At 37.4% G+C, this 24071-nt stretch carries 26 protein-coding genes and 4 pseudogenes; 8 read left to right on the forward strand and 22 right to left on the reverse strand.

The window, feature by feature from the left end; genetic code table 11:
• Positions 1–7: 7 nt before the first annotated feature.
• The 4 genes and pseudogenes from AC0IWE_RS22300 to dapF form a co-directional block, all read right to left on the reverse strand.
• Positions 8–3187 carry an efflux RND transporter permease subunit gene (locus AC0IWE_RS22300; protein WP_463492293.1) on the reverse strand — a complete coding sequence of 1060 codons (3180 nt, stop codon included), beginning with the start codon at positions 3185–3187 and terminating at the stop codon, positions 8–10.
• Between the two features lie 92 nt (positions 3188–3279).
• Positions 3280–3858, reverse strand: coding sequence for an efflux RND transporter periplasmic adaptor subunit (locus AC0IWE_RS22305; protein WP_471794773.1), 579 nt, complete (start codon positions 3856–3858; stop codon positions 3280–3282).
• 120 nt (positions 3859–3978) lie between these two features.
• A complete protein-coding gene (locus AC0IWE_RS22310) occupies positions 3979–4335 on the reverse strand; it encodes an efflux RND transporter periplasmic adaptor subunit (RefSeq protein ID WP_471794774.1) in 357 nt (118 codons plus the stop codon).
• Positions 4336–4947: 612 nt separating this feature from the next.
• Positions 4948–5728 (reverse strand): annotated as a pseudogene (dapF, locus tag AC0IWE_RS22315) (diaminopimelate epimerase).
• Between the two features lie 384 nt (positions 5729–6112).
• Between dapF and AC0IWE_RS22320 the strand changes: the two are divergent.
• From AC0IWE_RS22320 to AC0IWE_RS22330, 3 genes are all read left to right on the forward strand, one after another.
• The gene (locus AC0IWE_RS22320) at positions 6113–7663 is read left to right on the forward strand and encodes a trypsin-like peptidase domain-containing protein (RefSeq protein ID WP_055909038.1); all 1551 of its coding nucleotides are present in this window, start codon (positions 6113–6115) and stop codon (positions 7661–7663) included.
• Between the two features lie 673 nt (positions 7664–8336).
• Positions 8337–8501 (forward strand): hypothetical protein, encoded by a 165-nt coding sequence (locus AC0IWE_RS22325; protein ID WP_471794775.1) that lies wholly within the window; start codon positions 8337–8339, stop codon positions 8499–8501.
• A 488-nt stretch (positions 8502–8989) separates the two neighbouring features.
• Positions 8990–9181 carry a cold-shock protein gene (locus tag AC0IWE_RS22330; protein WP_010599638.1) on the forward strand — a complete coding sequence of 64 codons (192 nt, stop codon included), beginning with the start codon at positions 8990–8992 and terminating at the stop codon, positions 9179–9181.
• Between the two features lie 86 nt (positions 9182–9267).
• Here the strand turns inward: AC0IWE_RS22330 and AC0IWE_RS22335 are convergent, their stop codons facing one another.
• Complete coding sequence (locus AC0IWE_RS22335) at positions 9268–9693, reverse strand: TlpA family protein disulfide reductase (RefSeq protein WP_471794776.1); 426 nt, start codon at positions 9691–9693, stop codon at positions 9268–9270.
• A 73-nt stretch (positions 9694–9766) separates the two neighbouring features.
• Positions 9767–10390 carry a hypothetical protein gene (locus tag AC0IWE_RS22340; protein WP_471794777.1) on the reverse strand — a complete coding sequence of 208 codons (624 nt, stop codon included), beginning with the start codon at positions 10388–10390 and terminating at the stop codon, positions 9767–9769.
• 488 nt (positions 10391–10878) lie between these two features.
• Between AC0IWE_RS22340 and AC0IWE_RS22345 the strand changes: the two genes are divergently transcribed.
• From AC0IWE_RS22345 to AC0IWE_RS22360, 4 genes and pseudogenes are all read left to right on the forward strand, one after another.
• A complete protein-coding gene (locus tag AC0IWE_RS22345) occupies positions 10879–11205 on the forward strand; it encodes a succinate dehydrogenase/fumarate reductase transmembrane subunit (protein ID WP_471794778.1) in 327 nt (108 codons plus the stop codon).
• Positions 11129–11593 (forward strand): succinate dehydrogenase/fumarate reductase transmembrane subunit, encoded by a 465-nt coding sequence (locus AC0IWE_RS22350; protein ID WP_471794779.1) that lies wholly within the window; start codon positions 11129–11131, stop codon positions 11591–11593. The genes AC0IWE_RS22345 and AC0IWE_RS22350 overlap by 77 nt, the downstream gene beginning before the upstream one ends.
• Positions 11594–11612: 19 nt before the next feature.
• Positions 11613–13596, forward strand: a pseudogene (locus tag AC0IWE_RS22355) (fumarate reductase/succinate dehydrogenase flavoprotein subunit).
• 82 nt (positions 13597–13678) lie between these two features.
• Positions 13679–14448: pseudogene (locus AC0IWE_RS22360) on the forward strand (succinate dehydrogenase/fumarate reductase iron-sulfur subunit).
• 606 nt (positions 14449–15054) lie between these two features.
• Here the strand turns inward: AC0IWE_RS22360 and AC0IWE_RS22365 are convergent.
• The 11 genes and pseudogenes from AC0IWE_RS22365 to AC0IWE_RS22415 all read right to left on the reverse strand — a co-directional run bounded on the left by AC0IWE_RS22365 (position 15055) and on the right by AC0IWE_RS22415 (position 21104).
• Positions 15055–15339, reverse strand: coding sequence for an energy transducer TonB (locus tag AC0IWE_RS22365; RefSeq protein WP_471794780.1), 285 nt, complete (start codon positions 15337–15339; stop codon positions 15055–15057).
• Positions 15340–16160: 821 nt separating this feature from the next.
• The gene (locus AC0IWE_RS22370; protein ID WP_471794781.1) at positions 16161–16553 is read right to left on the reverse strand and encodes an energy transducer TonB; all 393 of its coding nucleotides are present in this window, start codon (positions 16551–16553) and stop codon (positions 16161–16163) included.
• Positions 16528–16893 carry a hypothetical protein gene (locus tag AC0IWE_RS22375; protein ID WP_471794782.1) on the reverse strand — a complete coding sequence of 122 codons (366 nt, stop codon included), beginning with the start codon at positions 16891–16893 and terminating at the stop codon, positions 16528–16530. Before AC0IWE_RS22375 ends, AC0IWE_RS22370 begins: the two co-directional genes overlap by 26 nt.
• A complete protein-coding gene (locus AC0IWE_RS22380) occupies positions 16859–17218 on the reverse strand; it encodes a hypothetical protein (RefSeq protein ID WP_471794783.1) in 360 nt (119 codons plus the stop codon). The genes AC0IWE_RS22375 and AC0IWE_RS22380 overlap by 35 nt, the downstream gene beginning before the upstream one ends.
• Positions 17215–17964 carry a M56 family metallopeptidase gene (locus tag AC0IWE_RS22385; RefSeq protein ID WP_471794784.1) on the reverse strand — a complete coding sequence of 250 codons (750 nt, stop codon included), beginning with the start codon at positions 17962–17964 and terminating at the stop codon, positions 17215–17217. Before AC0IWE_RS22385 ends, AC0IWE_RS22380 begins: the two co-directional genes overlap by 4 nt.
• Positions 17965–18003: 39 nt before the next feature.
• A complete protein-coding gene (locus tag AC0IWE_RS22390) occupies positions 18004–18381 on the reverse strand; it encodes a BlaI/MecI/CopY family transcriptional regulator (RefSeq protein WP_055909009.1) in 378 nt (125 codons plus the stop codon).
• Positions 18382–18600: 219 nt separating this feature from the next.
• Entirely contained in the window at positions 18601–19242 is a 642-nt protein-coding gene (locus AC0IWE_RS22395) for a response regulator transcription factor (RefSeq protein WP_055909006.1), read from the reverse strand.
• Positions 19243–19247: 5 nt separating this feature from the next.
• The gene (locus AC0IWE_RS22400) at positions 19248–19667 is read right to left on the reverse strand and encodes a sensor histidine kinase (protein ID WP_471794785.1); all 420 of its coding nucleotides are present in this window, start codon (positions 19665–19667) and stop codon (positions 19248–19250) included.
• Positions 19668–19832: pseudogene (locus AC0IWE_RS22405) on the reverse strand (histidine kinase); the annotation flags it as partial.
• A gap of 185 nt (positions 19833–20017) precedes the next feature.
• A complete protein-coding gene (locus AC0IWE_RS22410; RefSeq protein ID WP_055909002.1) occupies positions 20018–20704 on the reverse strand; it encodes a hypothetical protein in 687 nt (228 codons plus the stop codon).
• Between the two features lie 10 nt (positions 20705–20714).
• Positions 20715–21104 carry a hypothetical protein gene (locus tag AC0IWE_RS22415; RefSeq protein WP_471794786.1) on the reverse strand — a complete coding sequence of 130 codons (390 nt, stop codon included), beginning with the start codon at positions 21102–21104 and terminating at the stop codon, positions 20715–20717.
• A 378-nt stretch (positions 21105–21482) separates the two neighbouring features.
• Here AC0IWE_RS22415 and AC0IWE_RS22420 point away from each other — a divergent pair, with 378 nt between their 5' ends.
• Positions 21483–21713: a response regulator transcription factor gene (locus AC0IWE_RS22420; RefSeq protein WP_082458749.1), complete on the forward strand. Its 231-nt coding sequence runs from the start codon at positions 21483–21485 to the stop codon at positions 21711–21713.
• Between the two features lie 370 nt (positions 21714–22083).
• Here the strand turns inward: AC0IWE_RS22420 and AC0IWE_RS22425 are convergent, their stop codons facing one another.
• The 5 genes from AC0IWE_RS22425 to AC0IWE_RS22445 all read right to left on the reverse strand — a co-directional run bounded on the left by AC0IWE_RS22425 (position 22084) and on the right by AC0IWE_RS22445 (position 23740).
• Positions 22084–22488, reverse strand: coding sequence for a M20/M25/M40 family metallo-hydrolase (locus AC0IWE_RS22425; RefSeq protein WP_471794787.1), 405 nt, complete (start codon positions 22486–22488; stop codon positions 22084–22086).
• Positions 22475–22924: a hypothetical protein gene (locus AC0IWE_RS22430; protein ID WP_471794788.1), complete on the reverse strand. Its 450-nt coding sequence runs from the start codon at positions 22922–22924 to the stop codon at positions 22475–22477. Before AC0IWE_RS22430 ends, AC0IWE_RS22425 begins: the two co-directional genes overlap by 14 nt.
• A 72-nt stretch (positions 22925–22996) precedes the next feature.
• Positions 22997–23158 (reverse strand): hypothetical protein, encoded by a 162-nt coding sequence (locus AC0IWE_RS22435; protein ID WP_471794789.1) that lies wholly within the window; start codon positions 23156–23158, stop codon positions 22997–22999.
• Positions 23124–23396 (reverse strand): hypothetical protein, encoded by a 273-nt coding sequence (locus AC0IWE_RS22440; protein ID WP_471794790.1) that lies wholly within the window; start codon positions 23394–23396, stop codon positions 23124–23126. Before AC0IWE_RS22440 ends, AC0IWE_RS22435 begins: the two co-directional genes overlap by 35 nt.
• A 104-nt stretch (positions 23397–23500) precedes the next feature.
• On the reverse strand, positions 23501–23740 hold the full coding sequence (locus AC0IWE_RS22445) for a hypothetical protein (RefSeq protein WP_471794791.1): 240 nt from the start codon (positions 23738–23740) through the stop codon (positions 23501–23503).
• Between the last annotated feature and the right edge of the window lie 331 nt (positions 23741–24071).

Raw genomic sequence — 24071 nt, forward strand, 5'->3', positions numbered from 1 at the left:
CTTAATATTAATGTTTGCTGTTAGCAGTTGCCAATTCGTATTCTTCTGGTGTTTGCTCATGATCAATTCCTTCGTTAAAAGGCGATTTATTGCTTACACGTTCTTGTAAAGATTGGAATATGATAAACAAAGCAGGGATTACGAATACCCCAAACAAAGTACCGATCAACATCCCGCCAACGGCACCAGTTCCGATTGATTTATTTCCTGATGCACCTACTCCTGATGATAACATTAAGGGTAATAAACCTAAAATAAAGGCAAAGGATGTCATTAAAATCGGGCGTAAACGCGCAGTAGCACCATCAATTGCCGAATTTACAATACTCATACCTTTTCTTCTTCTATCTACCGCATACTCTACAATTAAAATGGCATTTTTTGCAAGTAAACCCACAAGCATGATCAAAGTAATTTGTGTGTAAATGTTATTATCTACACCAAATATTTTATCGAAAACGAATACACCCGCCAAACCAATTGGTAAAGAGAATAGAACCGCTAATGGTAAAATATAACTTTCATACTGTGCTGCAAGTAAAAAGTAAACGAAAATTACGCAGAGTAAAAAGATGAAAACGGTTTGACTTCCTCCGGCCATCTCCTCACGTGATAAACCTGAGAATTCGTAACCATAACCTGTTGGTAAATGGATTGCGGCTTCTTCCTGTACTGCTTTTAAAGCATCACCAGAACTATATCCTGCATTCGGGTTACCTGTTACCGCGATTGAGGTAAACAAGTTGAAACGCGAAATGGCTTGCGGACCATACACTTTTTCTAAATTAATAAATTCAGAAATTGGTGCCATGCCACCGCTCGAGTTACGAACGTAAATACTGGTTAAACTTTGTTGGTTGGCACGGTATTGAGCATCTGCCTGGTAAATTACCCTAAACTGCTTTCCAAATTTATTAAAGTTAGATGCATAAACACCACCATAATAACCTTGAAGTGTAGCCAGTACATCGCTAACCGTTAAGCCAGCCTGTTTAACTTTTGCCACATTAACATCAATCTGATATTGAGGAAAATTAGGGTTAAATGAAGTTGATGCGTACTGAATTTCCGGACGTTTACTTAACGCTGCCAGGAATGAATTGCCAACATCATTAAATTTTTTAATATCGCCACCTGTTTTATCCTGTAACTGAAATTCAAAACCACCACTGGTACCAAAACCTTGAATGGTTGGCGGCGCAAAGAAAATAATTTTAGCACCTTTTATACTTGCGGCTTTCGCAAAAAGCTCTCCAATAATTGCTTTTACATCACGTTTACGCTCATCCCATGGAATTAACCTACCTATAACCATACCGTAAGAACTTCCTGAACCGCTGATTAAACTCCGGCCAACTACCCTTAAAGAGTTTTTAATCTCAGGCACCGTATGCGCAATACTGTCGATTCGTTTAATTACCAGATCTGTTTCTTCCAGTGATGTTCCTGCCGGTAATGAAATGTCAGAAAACACAGTTCCTAAATCTTCATTGGGTACAAAACCTTTAGGTGTGGTATTCATTGTCCAGATCAGGAGCACTGTAAAAAACGCAATGCCTGCACCAACAATCCATTTTGTTCTGGAAAGAAAGCCAACCGATTTTTTGTACTTCCCGGTTACGGCATCAAAAGATGTATTAAAGGCATCGTAAAAACGGTTTAAAAAGTTTTTCGATTTTTCATGATCTTCTTTGTGTGGTTTTAAAAAGATTGCACACAACGCCGGACTTAAAGTTAATGCGTTAATTGCTGACAAAATGATCGAAATGGCCAGCGTTAAACCAAACTGTTTGTAAAATACACCCGATGAACCAGAAATGAAACTCACGGGAATAAACACCGCGGCCATAACCAGGGTAATCGAAATAATTGCACCGCTAATATCATCCATCGCATCTATGGTAGCCTTTCTGGCGTCGGTATAACCCTCATCCAGTTTGGCGTGCACAGCCTCAACCACCACAATCGCATCATCCACCACAATACCAATGGCGAGCACCAGTGCAAATAGCGTTAACAAGTTGATGGTGAACCCAAATAAACTCAGGAAGAAGAATGTACCGATAATAGCTACCGGAACACTGATTGCCGGAATTAATGTAGAACGGAAATCCTGTAAGAAGATAAATACCACCAAAAACACGAGGATAAATGCCTCAATTAAGGTGTGAATTACTTTTTCGATTGAAGCATCAAGGAAATCGTTAACGTTTACCAATGTGGTATAATGAACGCCTTTAGGGAAAGATTTTTGCGCTTCATCCAAAGTTTTGATTGAATTTTCGATAACCTCTTTCGCATTCGAACCTGCCGTTTGGTTAATCGCGATACCTAAAGCCTGTTTACCGTTAAATTTAACCGTACTGGCATAACTTTGAGCACCCAATTCGATCCTGGCTACATCTTTTAAACGCAGTATCTGTCCGTTTGCATCCGCCTTGATAATGATGTTGCTAAACTCTGCCTCATCTTTTAAACGGCCTGTATATTTTAAAGTGTATTGAAATGCCTGATCGCCCTGCTCTCCAAATTGGCCAGGAGCAGCCTCAACGTTTTGTTCTGCCAAAGCAGCATTAACATCACTAGGTATTAAACCGTAAACCGCCATCACATCAGGCTTAAGCCAAACACGCATGGTATAATCCATTTGCCCGAAAGCACTCGCATCTCCTACACCATTAATACGTTTAATTTGTGGAATGATGTTGATGTTGGCATAATTCTGTAAAAATTTCTGATCGTAAGAAGGATCATCGCTGTAAATACCAAAAATAAGTACGTTACTCGCTTGTCTTTTAGCTGTAATTACACCCGATTTTGTAACCTCTGCAGGGAGTAAACTGGTTGCACGCGCTACCCTGTTTTGTACGTTTACCGCCGCTAAATCAGGATTGGTACCCAGTTTAAAGTTAACGGTAATGGTTGCAGTACCATCATTACTTGCACTCGAAGTCATGTAAGTCATGTCTTCTACACCGTTTATTTGCTCTTCCAGCGGAACAACAACGCTATTCATTACCACATCGGCGTTAGCACCCTGGTAGGAGGTAGAAACCTGAACCGTAGGCGGGGCAATTTCTGGGTATTGTGAAACCGGCAACGTAGCTAAACCTAAAACACCGAGTATTACGATGATAATGGATATAACCGTTGATAAAACCGGTCTTTCTATAAATTTCTTAAACATAATTAATATTGATTACACTGATATCGTGTGATTGTCACTCATTATATTGTTACTTTTTGATATCAGCATAAACTGAATCAGCACTTTTTTCTTCAGGTTTGATTTTTGTTCCATCCTTTTAATGATTGGAAACCCTCAAGTACAACTTTGTCGCCAGCCTTTAAGCCCTTTGTTACCACATAAAATTTGCCTTTGGCCAAATCCATAATCTGAATTTCGGTACTTACCGTTTTAGCAGAATCGCCTAATACATACACGAATTTTTTACCCTGCAAATCGATAGTTGATTTTTGAGGAACTAAAATGGCATTTTCAACATGTTGAGGGATTCTAACAGATGCGCTAGCTCCATTTTTTAATAATGAAGTCGGGTTGGGGAATGTTGCCCTTAAACTTGCAGAACCTGTACTGGTATTAATTTGACCATTAATGGATTCTATTTTACCATTCTGTGCATAAACAGTTCCATCAGCCAGCACCAGGCTAACCGCAGGAATGTTTTTCATTTGCTGGGCCAGGGTGTTTCCTTTGTAGATATTGGCAAAATCCAATAGCTGTTTCTCGTTTAATGAGAAATATGCATATACTTTAGATGTATTAGAAACCGTAGTTAAGGGCTGTGTACTGGTGCTGCTTACCAAACTTCCGTTTCTAAAAGGAATACTGCCCACTACACCATCAACCGGGCTTGTAATTGAGGTATAACCTAGAGTTAACCTGTAGCATTTACCAATTCGGCTTTTGCCTGTGCCAATGCTGCTTTTCTGCTTTGAAGCGTTAACTGACGGACATCAAGTATCATATTTACTGATGATATCTTTTTCTACAAGTGGCCTGGTTTTATTTACCGTTAACTGAGCCGCATTTACATCAGCCTCTGCGCTACTAATGGCCGCTCTTGCTGTTCTAACCTGTTGCTCATATTGTGGTGCGTTAATAGTGAAAAGTAACTGGCCTTTTTTAACAACCGCACCTTCATCTACAAAAATCTTTTCGATAAAGCCATCAACCTTTGGGCGGATATCGATATTCTGGATACCTTCTATCGTAGCCGGATAATCAGAATCCAAAGTTGTATTTTGTGTGCTTACTGTAAAAACGGGGTAGGCCGGTGGACCGGCTGCGGCTGCAGCGGCTGCTTTTTTCAAGCTGCATCATCATTTCCGCAGGACGCTAAAAGCATACCAATGCTCACGCTAAAAAAGAGAGTTGTTACTTTTCTCATGGGGTATTTCTGTGTGTTTAAATTTAAATTTCCGGGATTAAGGGCGATATCAAAAAAAATGGGACTTTGATTTTCGCTAATAATTGCCCAAAAATAGAGCCTAAAAAAAAATAAATCTGTCCGAATTCTGTCATTTAATCAATCGATTGATTTATTTTTTGATTAAAAACAGTGCTATGAAGCTTTTTAAAAAGCTGTTCAGTAGGCTATTAAAGCACTGTTCGACCGAGAAAAAAAGAGTGTGTAAATATCTTGCGACAGATGTTAAAAGCTGTTAAAATCAATTGAAAAATACAGTTTTTATTACAGTAAATGTTGTGTATTTTAGCCAACAGAGGATGTAGCCGTTGTCTGTTTTACACTAGATTTTTAGATACTGGTAGCATTAATTTTAAAATCCGCTGGTTTTGGAAAGGAACGCAATAAGCTTTTTTTATGTGAGCAATTTTTATCTAAATAGAAAGTAAGATTGTTCTGATCTATCAATTTAAAAACCTCAGTACTTTTAATAACAAATAATTTTTAAAAAGGAATATTATTCCACTTCGCCCTCAAAAACCAATTTGGCCGGACCGCATAAAAATACATTCGTAAATATTTTACCGTCGTAATCGAATTCGATTTTAATATCGCCGCCTAAAACCTTAATCGCTGTTGTAATATGACCAGTTTGATTTTTGTGTTTTGCCATGGCCATAGCCACAGCCGTTACGCCTGTGCCACAAGCATAGGTTTCATCTTCAACGCCACGTTCATAGGTGCGCACAAATAAATGATCGCCCTTATCTTCTACAAAGTTTACGTTAATTCCTTTCTCTGAATATGTTGCATTGTAACGGATACTTTCCCCTTATGAAAAACATCAAACTCTTTTAAGTCATTTTGTAGCGCAACATAATGCGGCGAACCTGTATTTAATACATAGGCATCATCATCTTTTGTAATGGTATCTACATCAATCATTTGTAAATCAACCCACTCGCCGTTTTCTGAAATTCTGGCATAATGTGGGCCATCTACTGCCAAAAAGTTTGTTTCACGGTCGATAATACCGAGTTGTTTGGCAAAGGCTACGATACATCTGCCACCGTTTCCGCACATACTTCCCAGTTTACCATCGGCATTAAAATAATGCATCTCAAAATCGTAATCCTCATGTTTGGTAATGAACATTAATCCATCAGCACCAACACCAAAACGCCTATGACAAAGCTGTTCAACTAATTGATTATCAATATTTTTTAATGGACTCGCGGTATGGTCTATTAAAATAAAATCGTTGCTGCGCCCTGGTATTTAAAGAAATTAATTTTCATTTAATCTTCATTTATTAATGCAATATTTGAGTTGCAAAAGGTAATAAGCGGATTGTGTTTTTTAATTTAACATTTTTTAACACAAAACTAAGTGCTTTGAGGATGCAAATATCGTTTATATGGTATTAAATTTGAATAAACTTATAAAAGAAAATTTGAGCAGATAAAAACTGCCGGAGCATTCTGCTTAAATCAAATTGAAAGCGCTCCCGCAATAATAACATTTAACAATATGAAATATTATAAGCTAAACAAACAATTAGCTAGCAAACCAGCTTATAATAAATCATGGCTTTAAACAATAAATAAACAAATGAACCATTAAAAGCTAACCAATTTATACTTTTAATAGCTTCATAACATTTAAAAACAATATACAAACACATGAAAAAAATATTAGGAATTACCATGTTGGCTGCTTTTATAGGTGGGGCAGCTGCAATTGGAGGTTACAAACTATTTGAGCGTAACCAAACAGGCAGTACAATTTCTGAAAAACAGAATTTATATTTTGCAAATAATCCACTTAAAGTAACATCAGCAGGGGCTACCGATTTTACACAGGCTGCGGCAGCAGTTGCACCGGGTGTGGTACACATTAAAACAACCTATGCGGCATCTAAAGGCCAGGGGTCGTCTTCTCCGTTTGATATGATGGAAGACTTTTTCGGTGGAGGCGGTGGCCGCCAAATGCAGCGTCAGCCAAGGGCAGCATCAGGATCGGGTGTAATTATAAGTCAGGACGGTTATATCGTTACCAACAACCACGTAGTAGAAAATGCTGAAAAAGTTGAGGTTGTTTTAACCGACAGGCGTAAAGTTGAGGCCAAAGTAATCGGTCGCGATCCAAATACAGATTTAGCCCTGATTAAAGTTAACGCAACAGGTTTACCAGTGGTAAAAATGGGTAATTCAGATAATGTGCAGGTGGGTGAGTGGGTTTTAGCCGTTGGTTTCCCATTGGATTTAAATACAACTGTAACTGCTGGTATTGTAAGTGCCAAAAACCGTAGTATCGGTATTATTGGTCGTGAGCAACAAGGCAATGAAATTACAGAAGAAGAATACCGCGAGTATCAACGTACGGGTAAAAGACCAGACCGTCCGGCAAATACCAGTATCGAATCATTTATTCAAACCGATGCAGCCATTAACCCAGGCAACAGCGGTGGTGCATTGGTAAATGCCAATGGCGAATTGGTTGGTATCAACTCTGCAATTGCTTCGCAAAGTGGATATAACCAAGGTTACGGATTCGCAATTCCAGTTAATCTGGCACGTAAAATTGTGGATGATTTTATGAAATATGGCTCAGTTAAACGTGGTTATATTGGTGTAAATTTTGTGCCTTTAAGTGGTGAGGAAAAACCAGAGGGTATTAAAACCAACGAAATTAGCGGTTTATATGTGAATGATGTTGTTGCTGGTGGCGGTGCTGCTGCAGCAGGAATTAAATCTGGCGATGTAATTAAAAAAGTAGATGGTGTTGTAATTAACGATTCACCAGATCTTCAGGAAAGAGTTGGCCGTTTAAATCCTGGTGATAAAGTTAAATTAACAGTGCTTCGCGATGGTTCCCTTAAAGATTACACTGTTACTTTGAAAGGTGAAGCCAGTGTAGGTTTAACTGCCAAAAACGCAACAAGCAAAGGTGCCGAAGTTTCAAAATTAGGTGCAACTTTTGCTCCAGCATCTCAGGCACAAAAATCTAAATATGGCATTAACAGTGGCGTTGTAGTAACATCAGTAACCACCGGAAAAGCTTTTGATAACATTGGTGTAGAGAAAGGATTGATCATTACAAAAGTAAACGGACAACCTGTTAACTCGGTTGCTGATGTTCAAAAAGCATTGCCATTGGGTAGAAACAATATGGTAAGTATTTCTGGTGTTGGCGAACAGGGTTCATACAACTACAGTTTTCCAGCACAATAATTAAGTAAATAATAGTTTAACAAAGCTTTCCGGGGTTAACCCGGGAAGCTTTTTTGTTTTAATTGCAATTAAGCCAGGAATAGAGGTAAAAGGAGTAAAAATTTTTCACGTTTCGTTATTGCGAGATGGCTTTTTCAGCCAGCGAAGCAATCTTACAACGATCGCTACGAATTTGTGTATTGGATAGCTTGTTGCATCAGAAGAACCATTCCACATCCGCTTCGTCCATTTTAGGACGAACGACTGCATCCCGTCAGGAAACCAACGCAAACCAGAAAATATAATTGAGTATTACCTACACAATCAAACGGCTATTTAATATGTTAAAATATCTTAAATAACCGGCAAATCACCTAATGCTCCGTACTCAAACCAATATTCATGCGTTTTTCATAATCAAGAATTAGTTTTGTTATCGCGATTGATTATCAGCCTTTAAAGATCGATAACTACTAAATTATTTTATTGTTACATATTTGAATAAGCATCCAAAAACGAATATTATGGCTTTAGCTCATATTAACCTAAGTGTAAAACAATATTTCAATTTCATGTGTAAAACCGACTTTGAACGACGGATATTTCATGATACCTACAAAGAATTTCAAAAAAAAATCTAAAATATGCAGCCTAAATCAACAACTCCATACCTTTTCGCAAATGCAGTTTACCAATGAAAAGGCAAATACATCATTTACATCAAAAACTTCAATATTCGGTAATGAACAGCATTGCCGCCCTGGATCATAAAATGCCTGTTTTAAATGACCTGGAAGATCAGCCTGTACTTTTTGATTGGGCCGAGTTGCATATTTATGCTTCAGATCTTTTTAAATAAAGGCGCTCATGTGGTTTCTATTACATATACCAGCCCGAAACTTATTTTACACGAAATTGTAGGCGATTTATTGATTTTAAAGGGTAACAACGGGAGCGATTGAACACTGATGGTTAAAATTACCGAAAGCCTTTTGGTTAATTATGAACAACAGGAAAGTATGGCTTATAGCTAATAAACTATGTTATCTTCCCCAAGGTAAAAATCAAGAATAATTAAGTTAGTATTTGTATGGAATGAAATAGGAGTGGTTTAGGGTTGGTTATTGCTGTTTTTAGGCAGAAAAGCAGAAGCGAATACTAATTTTGACTGCTATTTAATTATAAAATCAGGTAATACATCAGGTATTTATTGAGTAAATCGAGCTGCCAAACAGGGCTTAAAAGGCAAATAGTCAATATATTTAGCAATAATTAATATAATTAAAAATAAAAAATTGATTTATAGGTATTTAACTTTATCTTTGAAACAAATTAAAATACAATATAATGCAACAAGGAACAGTAAAATTTTTTAATGAAACTAAAGGTTTCGGATTTATCACTCCATCTAATGGCGATGCCGAAATTTTTGTTCATGCTTCAGGCTTAATCGATAACATTCGCGAGAATGATACCGTAAACTACGATGTAGAAGAAGGTAGAAAAGGCCTAAACGCGGTAAATGTTAAAGTAGCTTAAGAAAACTCGAACACATAAATCGTAAAAAGTCCCGATGCAAATCGGGACTTTTTTGTGGAATTAACTCCGCAGTAAGCATATAAAAATTATCTGCCAGCTAAATTTTTCTCTATTTCACTCTTCACAAAATCTAATGTAAGGTCATTATTGCTTAATACGTTGCCGTTTTTATCAACTAAAAAGAAATAGGTAACGTTATAATTGCTTAAGTTTTTGGCATTGGGAGATTCTGACCCTTTAAAATCGGCATATTGAGGCCAAATTAACTTATCTTCTTTTATGGTTTTTAACCACGAATCACGTTTTTTATCAAAAGATACACTGATAAATTCAACGTCTTTGTTTTTATATTCTTCATAAAGTGAAGCTAAGGTTTGATTGTCTCTGCGGCTCTTACCGCTATAAGATGCCCAAAAACTCACTAGATTTACCTTTTTCAATACTTTCAAATCAAATTTTCTGCCTTTAGGGTTCTCGCCCTCAATAAGCGGCATTTTACTTCCCGCCATCATTTGGTTAGCCTGTTTTATTTCAGCAAGGAGATTTTTACCTCTTTTCGTTTCTTTTACTTCCTCACTTAGTAGGTTAAAAATGGATAAGTAATTTTTCGCTTCCCGAATCCACAGTACCTAAACGTTCCAATAAAAAGAGCGGATGAGTCGATTTTGGATGCGCTTTAGCGAAGGCTCTTATAATTTCAAGTTTAAGCTTGAGTTGTTTTTCTCTCCATTGATCAGCTTTTTGAGCACGTTCCATTATATTGTTCGGGTTGGCCTGATCAAGATCTACCTCGGCTTTACTTAAACTATCAAGTATATCTTTACTCATGTTATCTGAAAGTTTGTAAAACTCGATAAACGCTTCGCCTTCTTGATCAGGTACGGTTTTAAATGGATAACTATTTGTATTTTTTCCATCAAGAACTCCCTTATAATCACCCTTATCCAGATAAAAGAAATATTCCTCTTTATGGGGCCCATCCTCTGTTTTTAAAATGGCATAGCCTGTTTTCGGAATGTTAATTTTAAAAGTCTGTTTCCCGTTTGTTATGTTTTCAACTTTTAGTGTTTCACTGTTTTCTGCACTTTGAATGGTAATTACGGCATTTGGACCAAAGTTTTTGGTTTCCAGATTAAAAGTAGCCGGAGCAGGATCGCAACCTGAGCATAAAATGGCCAGGAGCACAATAAAATAGAGCAGCTTTTTCATGTTAATTATTTGGTAAGGCAATATAACGAAAAGATTAGTTATGTTGGGTGTTTAGGGTTTCTTAAATTTTAACCATTAAGGAATTCATAACCCAATATTGCAACTGCCGTCACCCTGAGTTTATTTCAGGGATTTATAAAGGATAGTTGCTGAAATAAATTCAGCATGACGGCCTGGGTGATATATTTATCTTTAAATTTCAAAACTACCGTCACCCTGAATTTTTTCAGGGCCTTATAAAGGATAGTTGCTGAAATAAATTCAGCATGACGGCCTGGGCAATATCTTTATCTATAAATTTCAAAACTATCAGTCACCCTGAATTTATTTCAGGGACTTATATAGGATAGTTGCTGAAATAAATTCAGCATGACGGGATGGGTATAATTTCAATTATTTCAGATTATGCTTTAGAATGTTTCTAAATAAATGTTTTATCGTTGTTTTGTCATAATCGTTTATAAATTAAACTCATAATTAGATACTTTTTGCAAGAAAATTTAGATATAAATCCTAATCAAATGAGTGGTTTCGGAAATGCACTTTCTTCATCAATAGGAAGAAAATACGTTATGGGTATTACAGGAATATTCCTGATACTCTTTTTAATTGTACACGCAGGTATTAATTCGTTAATATTTCTTGACGATAATGGTTTGAAGTTTAATATTGGAGCACATTTTATGGCTACCAATTGGATCATCAGGGCAGGCGAGTACATATTGTTTTTAGGCTTGCTTGTGCATATTTATCAGGCAGTTAACCTTACAATTCAAAATAGAAAAGCAAGGCCGAGAAGGGTACGCAGTTTATAATGGTAGTGCGAACAGTAAATGGTATAGTCGCTCTATGGGCTTGTTAGGTACTTTATTGCTTATTTTCCTTGTTATCCACCTGAAAGATTTTTGGGTAGTTTCTCGTTTTACAGGAATTCCAACTGTTGATGCAAACGGCAATGAAGATTTATATGCCGTTATGAAAGAGAAATTTCAGGATCCGGTAAGGGTTGTGGCCTATGTTCTTTTAATGATTTCTCTTTGTTACCACTTATTGCACGGTTTCGCTTCGGCATTTCAAACCATGGGATGGAATCATTCAAAATACAATGGAATGATTAAAAGAGCCAGTGTATGGTATGCGCTAATCATTTCGATCGTATTCGCACTCATGCCAATTGCAGTTTATACCCATTTAATTGATTAAGTTTTAGCACAAAAGAGATATGTCAGATATTAATTCAAATATTCCAGAAGGCGAATTAACCAGCAAATGGACAAAATATAAGTCTTCTGTGCCTTTGGTTAACCCATCGAACAAAAGAACTATTGAGGTAATTATCGTAGGTTCGGGTTTAGCAGGTGCTTCGGCTGCCGCTACCCTGGCTGAGATGGGTTACAAAGTAAAATGTTTTTGTTTTCAGGATTCTCCACGAAGAGCACACTCAATCGCTGCCTAGGGTGGTATCAATGCAGCAAAAAACTATCAAAATGATGGTGATAGTGTTTATCGCCTTTTTTATGATACCATTAAAGGTGGTGATTACAGAGCACGCGAAGCAAACGTACACCGTTTAGCCGAAGTAAGTGCAAACATTATAGATCAATGTGTAGCACAAGGAGTTCCTTTAGCGCGTGAGTATGGTGGTTTGTTGGATAACCGTTCATTCGGTGGTACACAAGTTCAGCGTACATTTTATGCAGCAGGTCAAACCGGCCAGCAATTATTATTAGGAGCTTATTCTGCTTTAGAGCGCCAGATTGGTATGGGTAAAGTAGAAATGTATACCCGCCATGAAATGCTTGAGGTTGTTAAAATCGATGGTAAGGCGCGTGGTATCATTGCCCGTAACCTCATTACCGGAGAAATCGAACGTCATTTTGGCCATGCAGTGGTATTAGGAACAGGTGGTTACGGAAACGTATTCTATCTTTCTACCAATGCAATGGGAAGTAACGTTACAGCCGCATGGAAAGCGCACAAACAAGGTGCTTATTTTGCAAACCCTTGCTATACGCAAATCCACCCAACATGTATCCCTGTTTCAGGAGATCACCAATCTAAATTAACCCTGATGTCAGAGTCGTTGCGTAACGATGGACGTATCTGGGTACCAAAAAAGAAAGATGATAACCGTAAAGCTTCAGAAATTCCTGAAGATGAAAGAGACTATTATTTAGAGCGCCGTTATCCTGCATTCGGTAACCTTGTTCCGCGTGATGTGGCTTCACGTGCTGCTAAAGAACGTTGTGATGCAGGTTATGGTGTAGGTGCTTCCAAATTAGCAGTATATCTTGATTTTAAAGCCAACACAGAACGTTACGGTAAAATCGAAGCTTCAAAAGCTGGTAACCATAATCCTGATAAAGAAACCTGCATGCGCTTAGGTACTGAGGTAATTAAAGCGAAATATGGTAACCTGTTCGATATGTATGCGCAGATTACAGGTGAAAATCCTTACGAAACACCAATGCGTATCTATCCTGCAGTTCACTATACCATGGGCGGACTTTGGGTTGATTATAACTTAATGACATCGGTACCAGGTTTATACTGTACAGGTGAGGCTAACTTCTCCGATCACGGTGCCAACCGTTTAGGTGCATCTGCTTTAATGCAGGGTTTAGCTGATGGTTATTTCGTTCTACCTTACACAATAGGTGCTTATTTATCAAAAGAAATTTCGGTAAAAGCAATTTCAACCGATCACCCTGCGTTTGTAGAGGCCGAAGAAAGAGCAGTTGGTATTTTAAACACTCTAATCAATATCAAAGGAACCAAAACGGTCGATCATTTCCACAAACGTTTAGGCCACATCATGTGGGAAAAATGTGGTATGGCACGTAACGAAAAAGGTTTAAATGAAGCCATTGAGGAAATCAGGGCCTTGCGTCATGAATTCTGGAGTGATGTTCGTGTACCGGGTACTGCTGATGAGTTAAACACTGAATTGGAAAAAGCTGGTCGTGTTGCCGATTTTATCGAGCTTGGCGAGTTAATGTGTATTGATGCTTTAAACCGTAACGAAAGTTGTCGGTGGTCACTTCCGTGAAGAGTATCGAACAGAAGAAGGTGAAGCCCTGCGTGATGATGAAAATTTTGCATACGTAGCCGCTCGGGAATACGAAAGAAGGTGTAAACTTCGAACTTCATAAAGAAGAATTGAAGTTTGAAAATATTCCAAGTTGACACAAAGAAGTTATAAATAGATAAGAGATGTAAGATGTGAGGCATGAGATGAAAATCTTGGTTCCCGATATCTAATATCTCAAATCTCAAATCTGAGATACAATGAGTACAGGAAATATGAACTTAACGCTAAAAGTTTGGCGTCAAAAAAATAACAAAACCAAAGGTGCTTTGGTAGATTATAAATTGGCCGATATTTCACCGGATATGTCTTTCTTAGAGATGTTCGATGTATTGAACGAGCAATTAATCACTAAAGGCGAAGAGCCTGTTGTATTTGACCACGATTGCCGCGAAGGTATCTGCGGAATGTGTTCAATGTTCATTAACGGCCGTCCGCACGGACCTAAAGACTTGGTAACTACCTGCCAGTTGCATATGCGTTCTTTCAAAGATGGCGATACCATCGTTGTTGAGCCTTGGAGAGCAGCAGCTTTTCCGGTAGTAAAAGATTTAACAGTAGATCGTTCTGCATTTGATAGGGTTATTGCTGCCGGTGGTTTTATTTCGGTAAATACGGGCAATGCTCAGATGCAAACAATTTGCCTATTCCTAAAATGCAGGCAGATGCTGCTTTTGAAGCCGCGGCTTGTATAGGTTGTGGTGCTTGTGTGGCTACTTGTAAAAATGCTTCAGCAATGCTTTTCGTGTCGGCTAAAATTTCTCAATTGGCATTGTTACCACAAGGTCAGCCAGAGCGTTACCGCAGGGTACAGAGCATGGTTGCACAAATGGATGCAGAAGGTTTTGGTAACTGTACCAATACTGGTGCCTGCGAGGCCGAATGCCCTAAAGGAATCTCTTTGGAAAACATTGCCCGCATGAACCGTGATTTTGCATCTGCAAAATTCATTTCTGAGGAAACAATTTAAAGATATACTGTGCATCCGGTTTAAACACCGGATTCTTGAGCCTCCACGTTGTGGGGGCTTTCTAGTTTTAGCCCTTTTTTTAAAGCTAGGAAGAATTAATAAAGAGGTGAAATTTGAACTAAAAGTATTTTAAACTTCTAAAGGACTGAAAATTATAATAGACTAAACTATAGTGATATCCTGGTTAAATATGAGCTGAAAATAATGTGGAATTTAACATTTACATCATGTTTTGAAAACATACGAAACTTGATCTTTTAAAACCGAAACCTTGTACAACAAAGCAAGCTCAAAATAAAAGTTTGCGAAAGTTGCAATATTCCTATGTTAGCATATTAAAATATTGCTTAATTAAAAATTATATTCTGTAATATTTGTATATACATTAAAGTTTTCGTAAATTTAGTCTTCCGAGACAGGAGAGAAAACAGAAAACCCCGGGAATCATCGCTTGGGGTTTTGTGTTTATTCAGATTACTGTTTGATTTTTATTTCATGCTGAAATTAACATTGATGTTGTATTTTACACGAACCGGTCTTCCATTTATTAAGCCGAGTACCGACCTCGGCGATTTTTCTAAAACTCTTAATGCTTCCGCATCTGTTTCAGGGGTTAGGCTTCTGGTAAACTTTAACATCAGTTAACTGGCCATCCTTTTCCACTACGAATGAAACGAAAACTTTTCCCTGTGTGCTGTTTCTTTTGGCTACCTCAGGATTTACCTTTATTTCACGGCCCAGGTATTCATAAAATTTCTTGATTCCTCCAGGGTAATCTGGCGTTTTCTCGAAAGAGGTAAAATCGTAAACTTTATCAGGATTGTTTTGTGCTTTTGCCTGGTTAAAACACATGGCGATGCCCATTAGGGCTAAAAAGATTAGCTTTCTCATTGTTTTATATTAAAAGGTTAGGGATTAGTTTTTCTTGGAGGTTGCTTTATTGGTTTTGATAATAATTACACCATTTTTGCCTTTATCGCCGTATAAAGTTGTGGCCGACGAGAATCTTTAAGAACTTCTACTGACTTAATAGATTGTTCATCGAATTCCAGGATCAGCAACTTCTTTACCATCAATGCCGAATATACAGCATTTTTGCTTTTGGATCGAAGTCTCTATTTAACAGGTATCGCTTTTTAACAGGTAATTGGCCATTCGGCATTGGATTTACCTTAAATCCCGTTACTTTTCCATTCAAATGCAGAATACTACAGGTTTTATAGGTTTAGCCTTTATAATGCTGTTACCTGTTGAATCGGTGTTTTTGGTTTCTATTTCTATAACACCCGCAAAGCCATCTGCTCCGTACTTTGCAATCAGCAGACTCTATCTCTTAATATGGTAACGGCTTTAATATTGGTAGGATCAAGATCCTTTACCCGATGATATACCCCTTAAAACTTGCTTAGTCCCATTCACCACCATTAATGGTTCAGTAGCGGTAAGATATGCACGATTTAACTTAATTTTAGGTGTTTTGGTACTGTCGGCCTTTTCGGGCAAAACCAGCTAAAGTAAACCCCATCAGCATGGTAAATACGATTACATTTTTCATAGTAAATTTTGATTAGAATCTTTTTCTGAGTTCAAAAAAGTTACCTGTCTTATCTATCGAAAGTTCTTTGGCATCTAACGATCGGAAAGTATTGCTTTTTGCACCCTTGCTTGTTATTATAAAATTACGCCACCTTTAGCCTTTGGTCCATACAAATTCAGTGGCGGTTTGATCTTTTAGAACCTCTATTGATTCGATAACTATTTGGATTGATTGTACCCAATTGGCTGTTCTCAGATAATTTAACGCCATCTAAAATGATTAATGCATCAAGATTAGAACCATCTTTCAATTTTATCCTATCGGCAGGAATACTACCTGTTTTAATTTCTTTTGGTGTATCATCATTGATTGTGCAGTTCACATTGATGTTATATTTTACCCTAACAGGCTTACCGTTTGAAATGCCGGGGTTCCATTTTGGCGAATCTTTTATAACCCTCACGGCCTCTTCATCCGTACCGCTTCCTAACCCTCTGGTAATTTGAATATCCGATAGCGAACCATCTTTTTCAACTACATAACTAAGGAAAAACTTTACCTTGAACATTATTCTCTAAAGCCATTTTAGGGTATTTGATATTGCCACCAAGGTATTTATAAAACTTAGCTATACCACCCGGAAATTCAGGCTGTTTTTCGATTGAAACAAAGTCGTAAATTTTATCAGTATTTTCTGATTTAACCGTTCCGGTTTCAGTATTTTTTTGGAGATAAGATATAATGGTAATTTTGTTCAAATTCAGATAGCCTGCTGATTTTGGCGACAATTTATTTTCAAATTCTTCCGACGATTCCGGAATACTAAAGCTCACTGTTAATGCATATTTACCATCCTTTATCTGTTTAAAGCCTTTATATGATAAAATGGCTTTCATTACTTTCTTCATCACAACCGGCACCTAATTCTACATTAGAAATGATATTTGTTACTCTTCCACCTTTCAAATTAAACTTTATCTGAGCGTTTCCTTGCACTTCGTCACTATTGGCTGCCGCCGGATATTTAATGTTTCTGCCAAGAAACTGATAAAATCCTTTCCAATTGGGATCTGTTTTTCCATCAATAGAAATCTTTGGTTCGAGAATTATTTCTTTAGGTGTTTCGGTTACCATATCCTGTACCATCTCAATCGGCTTATCTAAAGGAATCTGATCAGTAATGGAGATTAGTTTTTCACTTTTACGCACAGTTGCTGATGAAAATACGATCAAGAGTGCAAACAGTGGGATAGAGATTTTATCTTCATAATCGCGATTTTTTTAGATCGTTCTTTATGAAGCATGAAAATTCTTTTTTTAATTAACGATTTCTCTAAAAAGCCATTTGTTAATGCGTTTGGCGATATGCCGAATGATTTGCTGAGCAAAAGCATGGCATACTCAGCCTTATCGCCCTGAAATTCGGCGGCAAGTTCATCAGCCAAAAACTCATGGATATTTTTAATCGCTTTTTTGTATAGGTAAATTACCGGGTTTAACCAGGTAATTATGCCTATAATTTCGAAAAATAAAATATCTACCGTATGCCATTGTTTAATGTGTGCTTCTTCGTGAATATCAATCACATCCATTTGCGGCAATTCGCGGTCGATTATTTTTTTTCCGAAAAAAGAAAATGCCGATCCGGCTTTGCTTGATGTGATGAGTTTTTTAACTGCCAATAAGTTAAATACCAATCTACCCAAGAAAAACAATATACCTGCACAATAAATATAAACGAAAGCATTGGCCCAATTAAAGCCTGCGCTCCGTTCTGTTACTATTGTTGCCTGTTGTAATACGGCTTCCCAATTTACTGATGTATAAACCTGCTGTGCTGCCTTTTGTTCTGTAAGCCATTCTAAACGTATAAACGGTATGCATAACGACAAAATTCCCGCAGATACCAGGTAAATGCGGTTTAAGGTAAAGTAGGTTTCCTCATCTGAACAGTAATTTGTAAAAACCGAAAAAAACAATTAAATATAAGTTCACCTGTAATAGGTAGTGGGCAAAACTCATTTTGGCTGATGTTTAATTTTGTTAATCATTTTTAAAATTTCATCAACGTCGCTTAAATCCAGTTTTTCTTCTTTAACAAAGAAAGAGAACATACTCTCAACCGAATTTTCGAAATAATTACCCAGCAATTTTTCCGTTGCGTGGCGCTTATATTCTTCTCTGCTGATTAAAGGATAGTACTGATGTGCTTTCCCGAAAGCTTCGTGGCCAATAAAGCCTTTCGTTTCTAAGATTCTAATGATTGTTGAAACAGTATTATAGGCAGGTTTGGGAAGGGGAAGCTCATCAATAACTTCTTTGACGAATGCTTTTTCCAATTGCCATAAAACCTGCATAATTTGTTCTTCAGCTTTGGTTAAATCTTTAATTTCCATAATAATTAATAATAATAAGGATGATGACAAATTAAATTGTCTTGACTAAAGTTAAAACTAATTCGTTAGTTATCCAAATTTTATTTGAAAAATATTTTAGAAATCGAAAATGCTGTATTTTTTAGAATGAATTTCCATTATTTTGAAATGGGAATGCAGAAGGTTTTGTATTTAAAGTATTGATAATCAGTGTGTTGATGATTTATCTTTTATAAAAGTTTAAATCGTGATGATGTTATTTTTAATGCCATAAACTACCAATCCGGTGCGTGATTTAATGTTGAGTTTCGCAAAAAGAGATTCCCTATAGTTGTCAACCGTGCGTGGACTTACATTCATTAAGTCGGCAATCTCTTTGTAAGTAAGCTCGGTGCTGCAATGCTGAAAAAATGTTAATTCGCGGGCAGAGAATGTTGGTTTAATATCGCTGTCTTTTAAAGCTACCAATAACCTTCCGGATACCAATTCATTTACAAAAAATCCTTTGTCTACAATTACTCTTATGGCTGCAAATAAATCTGATGGAGTTGATTCTTTGAGCATATAACCGCCAGCACCAGCTTTGAGCATTCCGATAATTGCCTTTTCATCTTCGAGCATGCTTAATGCAAGCACATGAACATTCGGGTGGTGGATTTTAACCCATTTGGTAGCAGCATAACCATCCATTACAGGCATGTTGATGTCCATCAAAATAAGCTGAACTTCAGTATGGTTATTAATTTTGTTTTGAAGATCCACCCCATTAGTGGCTTCAAACATCACTTTAATTTCATCAAATTCTTCCAACAGGCTGGCTAATCCTGAGCGGAAGAGCGTGTGGTCATCAACAATAGCGATAGCGATACTTTGGTTCTGCATACAGTTTAAGGGTATGGGATTTCGATTGCAATGGAAGTACCTTCTCCCGGGGCCGAATTTAAGGCTAATTTTCCATCAATCATCTCAATTCTTTTGTAAATAGAATTAAGGCCCATACCCGATTTTTGAGCTTTAATTTCGTCTGGATTAAAACCTATTCCATTTTCGGTTACTTTTAAATGTAAAGTATCGTTCTGTAGGTAAGCATCGATTTGAATCTGTGTGGCCTGTGCATGTTTAATGATATTATTGATAATTTCTTGCAGTAAACGAAGGATAATCAAGTCTTTATTTGGCGAAGTAATTTGTTTTTCAACCAGTAAATTGTTTGTTTTTAGCTCATATGCGCCAGTTTTATTAAGCCAGTTTATTTCCTGATCAATGGCATTACCAATGCCGTTTTCTACCAATTGCTCACCATGCAAAAGTTTAGCCAGTTCGCGAAGTTCTTTAATTGATTTGTTGACAAGGGAAAGTGAATTGTCTATTTTCTTTTTTGCTTTTTCTGCATCATTTATATTAACTGAATTTAGGGTAAGGGTGGTAAGACTCAGCAGTTGTCCAACATTATCATGCAGTTCTGTGGCAATGCTTCTGCATGGTTTGAATCTTGTACCTCAATACGTGTTTGAAGCATTTCGGATTCGAATATTTGCTGCATATTCTGCTTTTCCAGAACGTGGTTCTTTTTGTGCTGGTTATACGACCTGATATAAAGTAAAAGGAATATTGGCATCAAAAGAAAAACAAATGATGCCGGTGAATACGCGTGGCATTACTTCCGTTGACGAGCTCTGCATATAAATGAATAGGCCCAGAGGCCATATAAAAAAAAGTTAAGTGTTGTGTAAATAATAGACCTTGTATTGTATTTGCCTAAAAATTTTTGCTGTATAATATCATCAAAGAAATTAGCGAGTGTGCTGCCAAAATAAAATATTAAGGCCCCGCCAACCCACCAAAATGCAGCATGAAATTTTAAATCGATATAATCTTCGTCTTTAAGCAATAAATAAAAATAGAATAAGCCATAAATAACAAAAACCACCGACATTATACTTATGGTAAAAGCATTATATACATGGATACCGTATATAGCGGTAAATGTGATGTAAATTAATATGATTACTCCATAGATTGCAATTATCCATTTTTTGATATCGGCATACTGTTTTATAAAAGTATAAAATCCATAGGTAACGTATGATACCTCAAATAAGGTATAAATGTTAAGCACAAATAGATTTGTACGGTAAGTTAAGGCGCAATACTTTCCAGCAGTTTCGGTTACCATTACGATTACCAGGTACCATATGGTTATTCGCCAAAATGGGTTCTTGTCTTTTGATAAAAAATATATAGCAAAAACAAGGCAAAGCAGCTCGGCATACGAGGCGCTTGTTGGCAGGATATATTTCAGAATCTTGAATATATCCAGTGGAATGTCAATTCTTCCTATCATCTATTTGATGTTATAACATCAATTTGCTAGTATCATCGCATTGTTGCGGGCATAATAAAGCTCTGTTTTCAGGATCGGTTGGTTGTGCATCCTCAACATTGCAGGCAACATCTTTATCAATAAAATAATCCGTGCAGGGTTTACCATCAATTAATTTGGTGACCACCAGAAGTACGGTATTCATATCGGCATAGGTATAAGGGATTTGGTCTCCGTATTCCAATTTGTTGATCTGATCAATAATCTCGCTGGTGTACCTTCCGAAATAGATTCTAATCCCGTCGCCACCAAAATCAATCATTTTTTTTGTTAAGGATGATATTTGTGCCGCAGGAAACCAGGCCGCTTTTGTATATGTACCTTTTTCTGTATTCTGGCTTTTGCGAAAAGCCTCCGTCAATCCTGTTGTGCAATATTTACCGGGATGGTGTTGTTTTTACCATCCTTCATTAAAGGAACTTGTGTCATAAAGTTATTTGGTTTTAACCCAAATATAGATAATAAGTGGGGAGCTAATGAAAGTTGAAAAGTAAATTCTATAAGCCCTCCAAGCTTCACTGAACGATACCGTAAAAATACCCTTTAATTTAGGGCATTTTACACTAGCAACGAATTGCGGGGTACTACTACTTTTGGTATATGATAACAACTTAAAAAAATGCGGTTATCAAATAATAGAGCGTCTACCTATGAAAAACAACTATTTTGAACTTATTTAGAAATAGGTCTACAATGGGCGGCGACTACGAAAAACATTTAACCATTAATTTTTTCAAAAATGGCAAACAATATCCTCCTAAAGGAAAATCACAGTTCGATCAGCGAGAGGGAAATTGAGATTGTACACCTGTTATCAATGGGTTATAACAGTAAAGAAATCGGCGAAATGCTTTTTATCAGTGAGCATACAGTTAATACGCACCGCAGAAATATGGTAAGAAAACTCGATTTAAAAAACTCTTATCAATTAATTGTTTGGGCGTTTAAAGAAAGAATATTATCCCTGTAAGGGTTTCAAAATACATATAACCTCTCAATCTAAATAATAAAGCCTGCTATTTGATCCTAAAGTCAAATCAGCAGGCTTTTATTTTAAGCGGTGTTCAATTTACGGTCTTGCAGGTTGTGGTGCAGGTAGTTCTTTTCTAGGGATTTGTGCTTCGCGTTGCGATGTATTATAAACAAAAGAAGCAATAATTGTTGCGGCCTGTTTTAAGTCGTCTTCAACAAGTCTGTCGATAAGTATCCATATTGCTATGGTGGGTTCGGGTATTGTAATCAGCAGGACTCCCGAATGAATTGGAAGCCTGGAATACCAACCGCGTCGAAAGCCTGATGATCCGTACCGCCTGTGTTATTAATGGTTACCGTTGTTGCTCCTAAATCATTAAAAGGTGTAAACCAGTTTTGAAAAATCGGGCCAGCGGCCTCATTACCCTGTAAATAAATGCCACGGATTTTTCCTGTTCCGTTATCGAGGTTATAATAAGCTGAGATATTTTTTCTGATCGGGTGTAAGTACCATCGTTTTCGGATCGCCAAAGTGTTTGGTTACATAACACTCTCGATCCAAACAAACCCTGTTCTTCAGAGCTCCAAAGTGCAATGCGGATCGTACGTTTTGGTTTAAAATCTATTGCTTTTAAAATACGCATGGCTTCCATCATTACGGTATAGAGTCCGGCAGCATTATCGGTTGCGCCAGTTGCTGCATGCGGCATGAGTCGAAATGCCCGCCAATCATCACCACTTCTTCTTTTAACTTTTTTATCAGTTCCCGGCATTCTCTGCAATTACATTATAGCCTTGCGGATCCTTATCATAAAATGATGTTTTGATATCAGCTTCTACCTCTACTGTTTTGCCGGCACGCAAAAGGCGTAGTATATGTAAAAAATCTTCTGCTGCTACTTCCAGTTCTGGCGATACCGGTTTGGCATCTAGTGCATAAGAGGCACCACTGCTGGGGTAAATAATGTTCCTTGTCCGCCACGGGCAGTAAGTTAAAATTAAACCAACTTTTTCTTCAACAAGCATGGCGCTGATTGCAGCACGGATTTCGCGCATTTTCATCATTTGTGCCATTCTATCGGCCATTGGTCCGCTGGTTGGGCGTTGTCTTGCACCTGCTGCTTGTGGTTTAGCAGCGGCCATTTGTGCCAATGTGGTATCTGCATAGCGCGAAAAATCTGCTTTTGTGCCACTTGTTAAAGGGTGCACCCTGATCCATCATGATGATTTTTCCGGGCTAATTTGCCTTTATATTTTGCTAAATCGGCTACGCTATCGGCTTTAATTAAAACCACCTGAAGATTTAATCGGGCCGTTGGTACCAGGTGTCCAGGCTTTTGGCGATGCAATAATGGCATGGTAATATGGGATGGTAGTTGCGGCATAGTATTTATCAATTTGCCAGCCTTTACCGAAAGTTCCCCAGGTCTTCGAGGTGGGCATTTTTTAATCCCCAATCGGTAAGTTGTTTTACGGCCCAATCCTGTGCTTTTTTTAGTCCTGGCGAGTTTGATAAACGCGGCCCACTCACATCCGTTAAATTAAAAGCAATTTCCATTGCCTTGGAATCGTCTAAACCTTCTTTTCTAATTTTTGCAGAACAGCTGCATCTGGTGTTTCTTGTGCAAGCCGAAAAGCAAAGACTGAAAGCCAATGCTGTTAGTGTAAATTTTTTGATCATTTCTGAATAATTTGTTGGTTTTAATCTAAAGGACACTTTAAACCGTTCCAAATTATTTTCCAATGATATTTTTACACGATTGTTCGATGAAATTTTAGCCCTAACTATTTTATGCTCTTTTTAGTCACAATAAAATAGCCAATAGTGAAAAGAATGGCCGCATAGATTAAGCTTGTCCATATTTCTTGGGTAAAAATTGGAAAATCCAATGGATCACCACCTTTTTTTACTTTCGTTATTCTTAATGCCAGCGTTGGTAGCGCGTAGGGGATAAGGTAAGCATATTTCCAGCCTACGTTTGCAGTTATAATGCCCATAATGGTTCCAATAAAACCAATTCCCATTGGCTTAGGAAATTTGCCAGATGAAGCTTAAAATAAACTGTAATGATAAAATCCCTAATGAGGAGAGGAACAATTTAGTGTAAGAATTGATCAGGACAGTGGAGGGATTAAATTGGTTAAAGTTATATCCGGGCACTAAAACCTGTAATAAATGGCCAAATAAGTAGGTTAAAGTTGCAAAAAGGAATAAACAAATGAATATTAATAATACGGTGAAGCGGCGCACGAAAAACGCGAAAGCGTTTCACGATAAATGCGAAAACCAGTGGTGTTAGCGAGGTAGACCTGGTTAAACACCGGTTTGGCACAACCCAACCAGTAAGTTAAAATA

This window comes from Pedobacter sp. AC402, assembly GCF_979252805.1.

Excerpts from the sequence above, each read along its gene's own strand:
- AC0IWE_RS22300 (WP_463492293.1), bottom strand. The coding sequence starts at position 3,187 with ATGTTTAAGAAATTTATAGAAAGACCGGTTTTATCAACGGTTATATCC.
- AC0IWE_RS22320 (WP_055909038.1), top strand. The coding sequence starts at position 6,113 with ATGAAAAAAATATTAGGAATTACCATGTTGGCTGCTTTTATAGGTGGG.
- AC0IWE_RS22325 (WP_471794775.1), top strand. The coding sequence starts at position 8,337 with ATGAAAAGGCAAATACATCATTTACATCAAAAACTTCAATATTCGGTA.
- AC0IWE_RS22330 (WP_010599638.1), top strand. The coding sequence starts at position 8,990 with ATGCAACAAGGAACAGTAAAATTTTTTAATGAAACTAAAGGTTTCGGA.
- AC0IWE_RS22335 (WP_471794776.1), bottom strand. The coding sequence starts at position 9,693 with ATGATGGCGGGAAGTAAAATGCCGCTTATTGAGGGCGAGAACCCTAAA.
- AC0IWE_RS22340 (WP_471794777.1), bottom strand. The coding sequence starts at position 10,390 with ATGAAAAAGCTGCTCTATTTTATTGTGCTCCTGGCCATTTTATGCTCA.
- AC0IWE_RS22365 (WP_471794780.1), bottom strand. The coding sequence starts at position 15,339 with ATGAGAAAGCTAATCTTTTTAGCCCTAATGGGCATCGCCATGTGTTTT.
- AC0IWE_RS22370 (WP_471794781.1), bottom strand. The coding sequence starts at position 16,553 with ATGTTCAAGGTAAAGTTTTTCCTTAGTTATGTAGTTGAAAAAGATGGT.
- AC0IWE_RS22375 (WP_471794782.1), bottom strand. The coding sequence starts at position 16,893 with ATGAAGAAAGTAATGAAAGCCATTTTATCATATAAAGGCTTTAAACAG.
- AC0IWE_RS22390 (WP_055909009.1), bottom strand. The coding sequence starts at position 18,381 with ATGGAAATTAAAGATTTAACCAAAGCTGAAGAACAAATTATGCAGGTT.
- AC0IWE_RS22395 (WP_055909006.1), bottom strand. The coding sequence starts at position 19,242 with ATGCAGAACCAAAGTATCGCTATCGCTATTGTTGATGACCACACGCTC.
- AC0IWE_RS22410 (WP_055909002.1), bottom strand. The coding sequence starts at position 20,704 with ATGATAGGAAGAATTGACATTCCACTGGATATATTCAAGATTCTGAAA.
- AC0IWE_RS22420 (WP_082458749.1), top strand. The coding sequence starts at position 21,483 with ATGGCAAACAATATCCTCCTAAAGGAAAATCACAGTTCGATCAGCGAG.
- AC0IWE_RS22425 (WP_471794787.1), bottom strand. The coding sequence starts at position 22,488 with ATGCCGGGAACTGATAAAAAAGTTAAAAGAAGAAGTGGTGATGATTGG.
- AC0IWE_RS22435 (WP_471794789.1), bottom strand. The coding sequence starts at position 23,158 with ATGCCCACCTCGAAGACCTGGGGAACTTTCGGTAAAGGCTGGCAAATT.
- AC0IWE_RS22440 (WP_471794790.1), bottom strand. The coding sequence starts at position 23,396 with ATGATCAAAAAATTTACACTAACAGCATTGGCTTTCAGTCTTTGCTTT.
- AC0IWE_RS22445 (WP_471794791.1), bottom strand. The coding sequence starts at position 23,740 with ATGGGAATTGGTTTTATTGGAACCATTATGGGCATTATAACTGCAAAC.